Source organism: Gilliamella sp. B2923 (assembly GCF_026536565.1).
In the GTDB taxonomy this organism is placed as follows: domain Bacteria; phylum Pseudomonadota; class Gammaproteobacteria; order Enterobacterales; family Orbaceae; genus Gilliamella.
Window position 1 is genome coordinate 110,780 of sequence record NZ_JAFNNZ010000001.1, and the last position, 13,178, is coordinate 123,957.

Below are 13,178 nucleotides of genomic sequence, written 5' to 3' on the forward strand. Positions count from 1 at the left end.
TCTCCTCCTTTACTTGCCACGTTGGAACATTTTCAGCATTCTTTGGGTAACAAAGAAACCACCAAAAATATTGATGCTAGCAATTAAAATAGCAACGAAGGCAATCGCTGTCGTTAGGCCATTATCATCACCGACTTGCAATATAGCGCCGACTAAAATAATACCCGATATCGCATTTGTTACTGACATAAGTGGTGTATGTAACGAGTGTGTCACATTCCAAACAACATAGTAACCAACTACGCAAGACAGGGCAAAGACAGTAAAGTGACCTAAGAAGCTTTCAGGCACTGAGTCTGCCAGCCAAAAATAAGCAAAAATAAGTAAGGCTAAAATGCCGTATTTTTTTTGCGGATCCATTGGTTTTGGTTCAGGCTTAGCAACAGGTGCAGCCGCTTTTTGTTGCGGTTGAGCAGATACTTGAATTGGCGGCGCTGGCCAGGTGATCTCTTTATCTTTCACGACCGTCACACCACGAAGAACAACATCATCAAAATTAATATCGATATTGCCGTCTTTTTCTTTGGTTAACAGTTTTAGAAGATTAACAATGTTAGTACCGTATAATTGAGATGCTTGTGCTGGCATGCGATTAGCTAAATCAGTATAACCAACAATTTTCACATTATTATCTGTTTCAAACACTTCACCTGGTTTTGTTAATTCACAGTTACCGCCAGTTAAAGCCGCTAAATCAACGATAACACTGCCTGGTTTCATTGATTCGACCATTTCTTTAGAAATTAATTTTGGCGCAGGTTTGCCCGGAATTAAAGCCGTTGTGATGATGATATCAACATCTTTTGCTTGCTCAGCAAATAGTGCCATTTCAGCTTCAATAAAAGCAGCTGACATCTGTTTAGCATAACCGTCCCCAGAGCCTGCTTCTTCTTCAAAATCGAGCTCGAGGAAGTCAGCGCCCATACTATTAATTTGTTCGGCAACTTCAGGTCGAGTATCAAAAGCTCTAACAATAGCGCCTAAACTCACAGCTGCCCCAATAGCAGCAAGTCCAGCTACGCCGGCACCAATGACTAATACTTTCGCTGGTGGTACTTTACCAGCAGCGGTAACTTGACCGGTAAAGAATCGACCAAATTGGTTAGCTGCTTCAATAACAGAACGATAGCCAGCAATATTAGACATTGAACTTAAAGCATCAAGAGACTGCGCACGGGAAATACGTGGAACACAATCCATTGCCATAACGTTAATATCTTTATTAGCTAATTTTTCTAACAGATCTTTGTGTTGCGCAGGATAGATGTAGCTGATAAGGGTTGAACCCTCTTTCATCAGAGCGATTTCATCATCATTAGGTGCATGAAATTTTAAGATTAAATCATTTTTCCAAATATCTTGGGTGTTTTCGATTGTGGCTCCTGCATCAATGAAAGCTTGGTCTTCAAAATTGGCAGCATGTCCAGCACCTTGTTCTACTGAAACTGTAAATCCAAGTTTTAACAGTTGTCCAACAGTTTGTGGTGTTGCTGCAACTCTTGCTTCATTGGCTAACCGTTCTTTAGGTATACCGATATGCATTGCGTTACATCCTTATGTTAAGTGAGTTTGTTCATGTTTTCCGATTTTAGCATAAATTAGCGTCAGTGCGAGTAGGGAATTTATATTTTATTATCGAAATCTTATTATAATTTTTTATGATAACTTGCTGCACATTTATCATTTAAATTTAAAATAGCGTTGTTTTGTTGATAACGATTAATAATCGATTAGACAGTAATAAAATTAATGGTTTTTTATTAAATTTTATTATTTTTAGAGCGCTCGATCGTGACCTGCCATGGTTCCGTTTGCTTCTGTTTTATCTCATAAGATATGATTATCATCACTCTTTTTATGATTCAAGCAAGCTATACTTTGAATCAATCATTTAGAGGATTACTTGATGTTCTTAGAAGAAAGACAAAAAGCTATCTTAGCTTATTTAGATAAACATGAAAAAGGTAGTGTCCAATATTTTTCAGAAATATTTAAAGTATCTAAAGAGACGATTAGAAAAGATCTTGCAACGCTCGCTCAGCAATTGTTCGTTATTCGTTGTCACGGTGGTGCCATTATTAAAAGGCACAGATTAGTGAGTAATATTACTGATAAAGAATGTATTTCCTCGTTACTGACGGGATATGAAAAACAGAAAAGTAAAATACGAGGAGAAGTAATGAACGGTAACGTTTGTATTTTAGGCTCATTTAATATTGATATTGTTGCTCAAGTAGCAAGATTTCCAAAAGGGGGAGAGTCAATCCTTGCGCAAAAAAGTATGATTGGTCCTGGTGGTAAAGGGGCAAATCAAGCGCTTGCCGCAAGTTACGCCGATGCTAAGGTACATTTTGTTGCAAAAGTTGGCACTGACCAATTTAGTCAATTTGCCCATGAACATCTATCCTCGTCAAAAATTAATTCGTTTACTTTGTATCAATCCGATAAAGAGCCAACGGGCAGTGCGGTTATTTATGTATCTGAAGAAAATGGCGAAAATATGATTGCTATCTATCCTGGTGCAAATTTAACAATTACTGATAAAGAAATTGTAATGTTGGAAAGTTATCTTAAACAATCTGATATTCTATTAGTGCAACTTGAAAATAATATTGATGCTGTTTTAAATGCGATGAAATTAGCTAAAGCTATCGGGGTTAAAGTTGTGCTTAACCCGGCCCCTTATTCTCAAGATATTCAACAGCTATTAACTTATATTGATATCATTACGCCCAATGAAACTGAAGCAAGTTTAATGTCTGGAATTGAAGTTAATGATTTGGATAAAGCTAAGCTTGCAGCGGAAAAAATATACTCATTTGGAATACAAACCGTCATTATTACTTTGGGGAGTAAAGGCGCACTCATATTTGATGGTAAACAACATCAACATATTAAGCCTTTCTTAGCTGTTCCTGTTGACACAACCGGTGCAGGTGATGCTTTTAATGGGGCTTTTTGTGCTTCATTGGCTAAAGGCGAGACGCTTTATCAATCCGCAGTATATGCTTCGGCTTTTGCATCTTTAGCTGTTGAGCGTGAAGGTGCATCAAATATGCCATCTCATCAAAATGTGCTTAAACGAATGGCAAATAAATAAATTTAGTAGAGGAACCGATTTATGATAAATCAGCCAAAAAAAATTATTCTTGATTGCGATCCCGGTCATGATGATGCTATCGCACTATTGTTAGCTCATGGCAATCCTAATATTGAATTGCTTGCGGTAACCACAGTTGTTGGTAATCAAACATTAGATAAAGTAACACGTAATGCATTATCTGTTGCACGAATTGCAAATATCACTAATGTACCTTTTGCGGCTGGTGCAGTAAGGCCTTTAGTGAGAAATATTGAAATTGCACCGGATATCCATGGCGACTCTGGACTTGATGGCCCGGTATTACCTGAACCAACCATTGAGTTGGATAACAGGCATGCTATTGATTTAATCATTGACACAATCATGTCTCATCCGCCTAAAACTGTCACGCTAGTTCCAACTGGTGGGTTAACCAATATTGCAATGGCGGTACGTAAAGAACCTAAAATTGCTGAACGTGTTAAAGAAGTTGTGTTAATGGGGGGCGGGTACCATGTCGGTAACTGGAGCGCTGTGGCAGAATTTAATATCAAAATAGATCCTGAAGCAGCACATATAGTATTTAATGAAAAATGGCCATTGACGATGGTTGGATTAGATCTGACTCATCAAGCATTAGCCACGCCTGAAGTAATTGAGAAAATAGCTGCAATCAAAACCAAACCAGCTAAATTTGTGTTGGAGATGTTAGAGTTCTTCGGAAAAATGTATAAACAAGCTCAAGGTTTTACTTATCCGCCTGTGCATGATCCTTGTGCTGTGGCTTATGTTATTAATCCTGAATTAATCAAAACTAAACGAGTACCGGTTGATATTGAATTGACAGGGACTTTAACTTTGGGAATGACAGTTGCTGATTTTCGTTTTCCTGCTGATGAGCGTTGCCATACTCAAGTTGCAACAGAACTTGATCATACCGGTTTTTGGGATTTAATTGTTGATTCCCTAAAACGAATTGGTGAGGTAAATGTATGATTGAACAGAGTAAAGCTAAATCAAATATATTTACCCTAATGCTCGCTTTACTGGCTGCATGTGTTGCTTTCCAACTCAATGCAAGTATGTTAAGCCCCGTATTAGTTACCATTGCAAAAGAATTAGGGACAAATGATGCGGCGGTAGGGCTCTCCCAAACTTCTTTTTTTACCGCAGCAGCGCTATTTTCACTATTTTTGCCACGATTAAGTGATATAAAAGGAAGAAAAAAAGTACTAACTGGCATGCTGCTTATCATGACTATTGGTACGGTTTTAGCCGCTATTGCGCCAAATATTGAAGTTTTATATGCCGCACGGATTATTCAAGGGGTATCGGGACCAGTTGTGCCATTATGTTTGATAATGCTAAGTTATGAAGTTAAAGATGTAAAACAATACGGTATGTTAATGGGCATAATCACAGCCGTTAATGGCGGTATTGCTGGTGTGGATGCTATTGCAGGCGGATTCCTTGCTACTTATTTCGGTTTTCGGTCTGTATTTTGGGTTATTGCAGTTGTTGCCGCAATCTCAACTTTTTGTGTTCATCGTTTTGCGTCAGAATCTAAGCCATCTGAAGGTACCAAAATGGATTGGTTAGGCGTGTTGTTAATCGTTTTAACCATAGCAGCATTATTACTTGCGCTTAATGAAGCGGGTAAACTCGGTAATGCTAATTGGTTGATTATTAGTGGATTAACACTATTTGCTATCTTCTGTTTTTTCCTGTTTTGGCAGGTGGAAAAAAGCAATAAACAACCTTTAGTTACCACCAATCACTTGAAAAAGCGTGCCACTTGGGCGTTATTATTAACCACCACATTAACCATGACAGGGGTTTTTGCCATTGTTAATGGTTTAGTCATGTCAATTGCTCAAAATCACGAGATAGGTTTTGGCTTAGAAGCGGATTGGGCATCATTAATCTTTCTTACCCCTTATGCTTTAATTGGTTGGTTTGTCGGGCCATTTTCCGGAAGGTTAGCACCAACAATGGGCTATAACAAAGTACTTAAATTAGGTTTAGTCGGTTGTATTATCGGTATTTTGCTAATTATGTTTTATGGTATTCACTCTTTACCTATTTTATCGGTAGGTGTGATTGTACTAGGCATTTTCTATGCCGGCATGGCTAATATCATATTAAATGGATTAGGCGTTGTTTTATCTCCAGCAGAAAACCCGGGATTCTTACCGGGTATGAATGCTGGTGCATTTAACTTAGGTGCCGGTTTGAGTTTTGCGTTATTGCCAGCAATTCAAATGATGAATGGAAACTCAATGGATGGATACTTCAATGGTATGTTGTTAGGATTAATCATTACTATTTTAGCATTACTGTGTAGTTTTCTGATTCCAAGACCGACGAATGCTGAGGTTTAATTTTAATCAAAAAGCGGGATAATACTTATCCCGCTTTTTTTGGGTTAATGCTAAACAGACACGCTTTTTACTCTTCCGGCTGTAGGGTAAAGGTTAAGGTTGTGAAAAACTTATCTTGAGTAGCTAACTTGTTTGGTTCAAGTGGAAAACCAATTTCCACACCAATGACATTCAATCCTTGATTTGGAATGGTGATTGTTGCTTGACCTTTATCATCGGTATTGACCGTTTTATCTAAATTATTAATAACATCGACAATAACAGGCGTGTTAGTTAGCGGTTTACCATCTTTATACACAGTAACCGGTAAATTGTCACCCCGTTTTAATTGGGTCGGATCCAAAGCAGGGACAATTTGTAACGGAATGTCTTCAATCATTTTCGGCTGTTCAACTGAAGATAAATAATTAACGCTGTATTTGATTGCATGTGTGCCAGCAGTTGCGCCTTTTACTTTATTCATTGGAAGATTGACATATTTTCCTTGCGAATTTTTAGTCCAATAGCCATAATCAAACCAAACTGCCACAACGGCTGTTTTTTCAGATGGGGTTATGGTGACAAAATTTTTATTGGCTTTTTGTGAAATAGACAGCGGTGACCAATTACTATTGTAAGCTCGAACTTTTTGGACATTTTGGGGGTTATAACCATTATCTAAAGGGCCTTCACCTAAAACAATCTGCTTTTGATCAACACGATTAGCAATCCAAATACCATGCGCCAATACGGAATTTGAAACCATTAAAGTTAGGCATCCTGATAATGCCACGAATATTAATTTACGCATATAACCTTCCTTTTTGAAAATGAGAATCATTATTATTTGAATGCCAAAGAAAAGTCAAGGAATTTGTATATTTATTGAGCGGGTATTTATTTAGACGAGAAAATCATTTAAAGTTTATATCAGGTATCATTTGCTAAATTTTATGGTACTTAAAATCTTTCCTACAGAAAAAATGACTAAACTTGTAAAATAAAACTAAAGTTTTAAATGACTAGAAACTTTTTTCATGAAATTCACCCTATTATAGACTAACTATTGTTAAAGTTAGCTATTTTTAACTACTACAAATTGTTATATAATCGGAAATATTTTGTTTTTAACACTATATATTGTGTTTATCAAATTGTTTTTAAGATATTTCAGCTGCGTTAATATCTTTAAATAAGGAACCCTTATGATGGATTTTTCCCAATCAGTGCCAGAACTGGTCTCTTGGGCAAAAAAGAATGATTTTTCGATCGCTTTACCAGTCGAACGTCTTGCTTTTTTATTAGCCATTGCCGTATTAAATAGCGAACGTTTCGATGGTGAAATGACGGAATCTGAGCTAATAGATGCTTTCAGACATGTATCACAAATATTCGAGCAAAGCGAAGATACTATCTCGGTGCGTGCTAATAATGCGATTAACGACTTAGTTCGCCAGCGTTTAATTACTCGTTTTGCCAGTGAGATGACTGACGGCTATTCTATCTATCGTTTAACGCCTTTAGGAATAGGTATTTCAGATTACTATATCCGTCAGCGAGAATTTTCGACATTGCGCTTATCAATACAGCTCTCTATCGTTGCTCAAGAGTTAAAACGAGCGGCCGATGCAGCGCTTGAGGGTGGCGATGATCTTCATTGGCATCGCAATGTTTTTGCACCTTTAAAATATTCGGTAGCGGAAATTTTTGATAGCATTGATATTACCCAACGGGTAATGGATGAGCAGCAGGCTGATGTAAAACAAAATATCTCAGCCTTACTAAGTCAAGATTGGCAAGCGGCTATTAGTAGTTGTGAAGGCCTACTGACTGAAACATCACAAACTTTACGTGAACTGCAAGATACATTAGCTGCTGCCGGCGATAAACTTCAAGCCAGTTTGTTACTGATTCAAGATGCAACGCTTGATAATCCGGAGCTGGATAAAATTAACAATGTGGTTATTGATTTACAAGGTAAATTAGATCGAATTATTGGTTGGGGGCAAAAAGCCATTGACCTTTGGATAGGCTACGATCGGCACGTTCATAAATTTATCCGTACAGCAATCGATTTAGATAAAAATAGGGTCTTTTCTCAGCGCTTACGTAAATCGATACAAAGCTATTTTGATTTACCATGGTCGCTCACTTTTGCCAATGCTGAACGGCTACTTGATATGCGGGATGAAGAGTTAGCACTACACGAAGCTGAAGTGACCGGAGAATTGCCGTCCGAACTTGAATTTGAGATGATAGAAGAGATTCAAGAACATATTATTGCTCACATTGAACAAAACTTATTGATCTTTAAACAAGAAAATAAACCACTCGATATGAGTATTGCCATTCATAGTTATTTAGCACAGTTTCCTCGCGAACAACATTTTGATATTGCGAGGTTATTTATCGATCAGGCTATTCGTCTAGGTATTGCCGAAAAAGATTTGCTCGGTATTCCTGCTGAATGGAAACCTATTAACGATTATGGAGCTAAGGTACAAGCACATGTCATCAACAGATATTAAAGATTTAGAAATAGAACAAACCGCTCATCATCTTGATGAAGTCATGGGGCGCATTGCGGCCAGCTCTCAAGCTGCTATCGATAAATATATGCCAGTTAAATTGGCGCAAGCAATTGCTAATCCTCTTTTTCCAGAGCTTGATAGCTTATTACGTTCCGGGCGCCATATTGGCATAGATGAGCTTGATAATCATGCATTTTTAATGGACTTTCAACTCGAGCTTGAACAATTTTATCAACGCTATAATGTTGAATTGATTCGTGCGCCGGAAGGTTTTTTCTATCTTCGCCCACGTTCAACAACCTTAATTCCACGTTCGGTTTTATCTGAACTCGATATGCTGGTTGGTAAAGTACTTTGCTATTTATATTTAAGTCCTGAACGGCTTGCGCATGAAGGTATTTTTACCTTACAAGAACTGTTTGATGAGCTTGTTTCGTTAGCCGATGAAAGTAAATTACTTAAATTAGTTAATCAACGTTCAACCGGTTCGGATTTAGATCGACAAAAACTTTTCGATAAAGTTAAAACGGCGCTTAATCGTTTACGTCGATTAGGAATGATATTTTTTATTGTGGGCAATGACAGTAGCCGTTTTCGCATCAACGAATCGATTTTCCGTTTTGGTGCCGATGTGCGCAGTAGTGATGATGCACAAGAAGCGCAATTACGCTTGATCCGGGATGGCGAAGCAATCAAAATCGAATCATCGCTTATGCTCGATGATAATAATGAAGAACAAGAAGACGATGTTAATGAGGAGATTGAATAATTATGATTGGACACGGTAAGTTTCACTCATTAACCCTAATTAACTGGAATGGTTTTTTTGCCAGAACATTTGAGTTAGATCAGCTCGTTACCACACTATCGGGGGGGAATGGGGCAGGTAAATCAACCACTATGGCAGCTTTTGTCACAGCGCTCATTCCGGATTTAACGTTATTACACTTTCGCAACACCACCGAAGCTGGTGCAACATCCGGCTCACGAGATAAAGGTTTACATGGTAAATTAAAACCGGGTGTTTGTTATTCAATGCTGGATGTGATTAATTCACGTAACCAACGAATTATTTGCGGCGTCCGCTTACAGCAAGTTGCCGGTCGTGATAAAAAAGTGGATATTAAACCTTTTTTAATACAAGGTTTACCGGTAGGGATCAGCCCAACTGAACTGGTTACTGAGCGATTAAATGACAAACAGGCAAGAATTTTGTCGTTACCGGAATTAAAAGATAAAGTCGAATCAATGGAAGGCGTTATCTTTAAACAATTTAACTCAATCACTGATTATCATTCGGTGATGTTTGACTTTGGTGTACTGCCTAAGCGTTTACGTTCATCTTCTGATCGTAGCAAGTATTACCGATTGATTGAAGCATCGCTTTATGGTGGTATTTCTAGTGCCATTACCCGGTCTTTACGTGATTACTTACTACCGGAAAACAGTGGTGTTCGTAAAGCTTTTCAGGATATGGAAGCCGCTCTACGTGAAAACCGAATGACGCTAGAAGCTATTCGTGTTACACAATCTGACAGAGACTTATTTAAACATCTTATCACTGAATCAACCGATTATGTTGCGGCCGATTATATGCGCCATGCTAACGAACGTCGAGTGCATATCGAATCGGTACTGGGTTTGCGTCGTGATATGTTTAAAACACAAGATTTGCTTATTAGTAATCAGTTCCGACAAGTTGAAATGGCAAAAGAACTCAAAGAGTATCAAGATGCACAAAACGACTTAGAGACCGACTTACAAGCGGCGAATGATCACCTTAATTTAGCGCAAACAGCGCTGCGCCAACAAGAGAAGATCGACCGTTATCAAGCGGATTTAGACGATTTGAATGTTAAACTTGAAGAGCAAAATGAAGTTGTCATTGAAGCAAATGAACAATATCAAACCTATCGTGATCAGGCTGAACATACCGAACAAGAAGTTGATGAAATTAAAACTCAGTTAGCAGATTATCAGCAAGCGCTTGATGTACAGCAAACTCGAGCCATTCAATATCAACAAGCTTTACAAGCATTGAAAAACGCCCAGTCTTTATGTCAGTTGCCTAAATTAGGTATCAGTAATATCGAAAATCACTTTGCGATTTTTGAAGAGAAACAAAAACAGATTACTGAGCAAGTTTTAGAGTTGGAACAACGATTAAGCGTCTCTGATGCGGCGATTAATCAATTTGACCGTGCTTATCAATTAGTTGTTAAACTGGTCGGCGATGTGGCACGTAGTGAAGCATGGAGTGCGGCTAAAGAAGCATTAAGACAATGGCCTTCTCAATGTTACCAAGCTCAGCAAGCTGAACAATTACAACTGCAACTTGATGAACTGGAACAACGCTTTTTTGAACAAAAAGAAGCCGAGTCACTGTTAAGCCAATTTTGTAAACGTATTGGACGTCAGGTTGAGTATGATGAGCTTGACGAGTTGAAACAAGAGCTTGAAATGCAACTTGATGAAAATGCGGCAATGGCAAATGAATCGAGTGAAAAACGCATTGAATTTAGACAAGAACTTGAACAAATCCAATCAAAGATTGCCGACTATCGCCAAAAAGCACCGATGTGGTTAAAAGCGCAAGATGCGCTAATTGCTTTGCAAGAACAAACCGGGCAAAGTTTTACACACAGCCAAGCTGTCACCCAACACATGCAGCTACTGCTTGAACAAGAAAGAGCGTTAGTGACAGAGCGAGATCAAATCAATTTCAAACGGACGCAATTAGATAGCCAAATTGAGCAACTAAATCAACCAAGTGGCGTTGATGATGGTCGTTTATCGGCATTAGCAGAACGATTTAATGGCGTATTACTTTCTGAAATTTATGAAGATGTTACCATTGATGACGCACCTTACTTTTCAGCATTATATGGCCCGTCTCGACAAGCTATTGTGGTGCCGGATTTATCACAAGTTAAAGCACAACTTGAAAACTTAACCGCAAGTGAAGAAGACTATCCTGAAGATATCTATTTTATTGAAGGTGATCCGTCATCGTTCGATGATAGCGTATTTGATAGTGAAGAGATGAACAAAGCCGTATTGGTCAAAACGGGTGATCGCCAATGGCGTTTCTCAAGTTTTCCAAAAGTGCCATTATTTGGGCGTGCAGCTCGAGAAGTTCACCTTGAAAAACTATCCGCTGAACGAGACGAACTGCATGAACGTTATGCGACTATCTCATTTGATTTACAAAAATTGCAACGAATTGAGCAAAATGTAGGTCAATTTATAGGACAATACCTATCAGTCGCCTTTGATATTGATCCGGAAGCTCAAGCACAAAAATTAGCGGCAAGACGTAATGATATTGAACGTCAATTATCATCACAAGAAACCATTGATAAACAAAATCAACAGCAAGTGGCTAATTGTAAAGAGCAACTGGCAACCGTCAATCGGTTAGTTGCTCATATGCATTTATTGGCTGATGATGACTTAGCTGACAGGGTTGATGATTTACGTGAACAAGCAGCCGAAGCACAAGACGCTGCCCAATACGTTAGCCGTCATCAACATACAATTAGTGAGCTTGAGCCAATTGTTGCTGTTTTACAAAGCGATCCGCAGCAAAATGATGCCTTACGTGAACAATACAACACTGTTAAAGCTGAGCAACAAACTCTTCGCCAACAAGTCTTTGCGTTAACCGAAGTGATGCAGCGCCGGGCGCATTTTAGTTACGAAGATTCAGCGGGAATGTTAAATGAAAACAGCGATCTAAATGAAAAACTGCGTGCTCGATTAGAAGTGGTTGAAGCTCAGCGAACTGAGTCTCGCCGCCAAATGATGCAATATCAAGATAAGTATAATCAATATAATCAAACGCTCGCTTCATTAAAAAGTGCTTTTGAAACCAAACGTGATATGCTCAATGAACTGCATAAAGAGATTGATCAAATTGGTGTTAAAGCTGATGCAATCACCGAAGAGCGTGCCAGAGTTCGTCGGGATGAAATTCATCAAAAACTGAATAACAACCGTCAACATTGTACCTCGCTTGAAAAACAATTGATCATGTGTGAAAGCGAAATGACACAACTGCAAAAACGCTTAACACAAACACTGCGTGATTATAAACAACTACGAGAACAGGTAGTTGAAGCTAAAGCAGGGTGGTGCTTAGTCTTGCGTCTGGTTAAAGAAAACAGTGTTGAACGCCGATTACACCGTCGGGAGCTTGCTTATTTAAGTGCTGATGAACTGCGTTCTATGTCGGATAAAGCGTTAGGTTCACTACGCTTAGCTGTCAACGACAATGAGCACTTACGTGATGTATTAAGATTATCTGAAGATCCAAAACGACCGGAACGTAAAATTCAATTTTATATTGCCGTTTACAAGCATCTGCGTGAACGAATTCGCCAAGACATTGTGAAAACAGATGATCCAATTGAAGCTATTGAGCAAATGGAAATTGAATTATCACGCTTAACTGAAGAGTTAACTTCACGTGAACAGCAATTAGCTATCAGCTCAAAAAGTGTGGCCAATATTATTCGTAAAACCATTCAGCGTGAACAAAACCGTATCCGTATGCTTAACCAAGGTTTACAAGCGGTCGCATTTGGACAGGTTAATGGCGTACGATTAAATGTCACCATTCGTGAAGCTCACTCCACACTGTTAGCGGCATTAGCCGATGACCAAAATGAGCATCAAGATCTGTTTAGTAACAATCGCATTACCTTCTCTGAAGCGTTAGCAAAACTTTATCAGCGTTTAAATCCGCATATTGATATGGGACAACGTACAGCGCAAAATATCGGTGAAGAGCTGCTTGATTACCGAAATTATCTTGAGCTCGATGTTGAAGTGAATCGTGGTGCCGATGGATGGTTACGGGCAGAAAGTGGTGCACTATCAACTGGTGAAGCAATCGGTACCGGTATGTCAATTCTCTTAATGGTTATTCAAAGTTGGGAAGAAGAATCTAAACGCTTGCGTAATAAAGATATCTCACCATGCCGTCTATTATTCTTAGACGAAGCAGCCCGACTTGATGCCAAATCAATTGCAACGCTCTTTGAACTTTGTGAAAGATTAGAGATGCAACTTATTATTGCAGCGCCGGAAAATATCAGCCCGGAAAAAGGCACAACCTATAAACTGGTACGTAAAGTCATGAATAACCAAGAACATGTGCATGTAGTTGGTCTAAAAGGCTTTGCTTAATTTAATTAAACTTAT

General features: G+C 38.6%; 8 protein-coding genes. 6 read left to right on the forward strand and 2 right to left on the reverse strand.

Features of this window, described 5'->3' with window-relative positions; translation table 11 throughout:
- Positions 1-9 precede the first annotated feature (9 nt).
- Entirely contained in the window at positions 10-1,542 is a 1,533-nt protein-coding gene (locus J3U42_RS00470) for a Re/Si-specific NAD(P)(+) transhydrogenase subunit alpha (protein WP_220218074.1), read from the reverse strand.
- Between the two features lie 364 nt (positions 1,543-1,906).
- Between J3U42_RS00470 and rbsK the strand changes: the two genes are divergently transcribed.
- The 3 genes from rbsK to J3U42_RS00485 are packed head-to-tail and all read left to right on the forward strand — an operon-like array spanning position 1,907 to position 5,463.
- The gene (gene rbsK, locus J3U42_RS00475; RefSeq protein ID WP_267329906.1) at positions 1,907-3,100 is read left to right on the forward strand and encodes a ribokinase; all 1,194 of its coding nucleotides are present in this window, start codon (positions 1,907-1,909) and stop codon (positions 3,098-3,100) included.
- A gap of 21 nt (positions 3,101-3,121) precedes the next feature.
- On the forward strand, positions 3,122-4,078 hold the full coding sequence (locus J3U42_RS00480) for a nucleoside hydrolase (RefSeq protein ID WP_267329907.1): 957 nt from the start codon (positions 3,122-3,124) through the stop codon (positions 4,076-4,078).
- Entirely contained in the window at positions 4,075-5,463 is a 1,389-nt protein-coding gene (locus tag J3U42_RS00485; RefSeq protein WP_267334977.1) for an MFS transporter, read from the forward strand. The genes J3U42_RS00480 and J3U42_RS00485 overlap by 4 nt, the downstream gene beginning before the upstream one ends.
- Before the next feature lie 67 nt (positions 5,464-5,530).
- On the opposite strand, the gene J3U42_RS00490 is transcribed toward J3U42_RS00485, so the two are convergent.
- The gene (locus J3U42_RS00490) at positions 5,531-6,253 is read right to left on the reverse strand and encodes a DUF4198 domain-containing protein (RefSeq protein ID WP_267334978.1); all 723 of its coding nucleotides are present in this window, start codon (positions 6,251-6,253) and stop codon (positions 5,531-5,533) included.
- A 394-nt stretch (positions 6,254-6,647) separates the two neighbouring features.
- On the opposite strand from J3U42_RS00490, the gene mukF reads away from it, so the two are divergent.
- From mukF to mukB, 3 genes are read left to right on the forward strand one after another with little or no spacing between them, the layout of a single operon-like run.
- Positions 6,648-7,970 (forward strand): chromosome partition protein MukF, encoded by a 1,323-nt coding sequence (gene mukF / locus J3U42_RS00495; protein ID WP_220218069.1) that lies wholly within the window; start codon positions 6,648-6,650, stop codon positions 7,968-7,970.
- Between the two features lie 43 nt (positions 7,971-8,013).
- Entirely contained in the window at positions 8,014-8,742 is a 729-nt protein-coding gene (gene mukE / locus J3U42_RS00500; protein ID WP_366518671.1) for a chromosome partition protein MukE, read from the forward strand.
- Positions 8,743-8,744: 2 nt separating this feature from the next.
- Positions 8,745-13,163 (forward strand): chromosome partition protein MukB, encoded by a 4,419-nt coding sequence (mukB, locus tag J3U42_RS00505; RefSeq protein WP_267334979.1) that lies wholly within the window; start codon positions 8,745-8,747, stop codon positions 13,161-13,163.
- Positions 13,164-13,178: the final 15 nt, after the last annotated feature.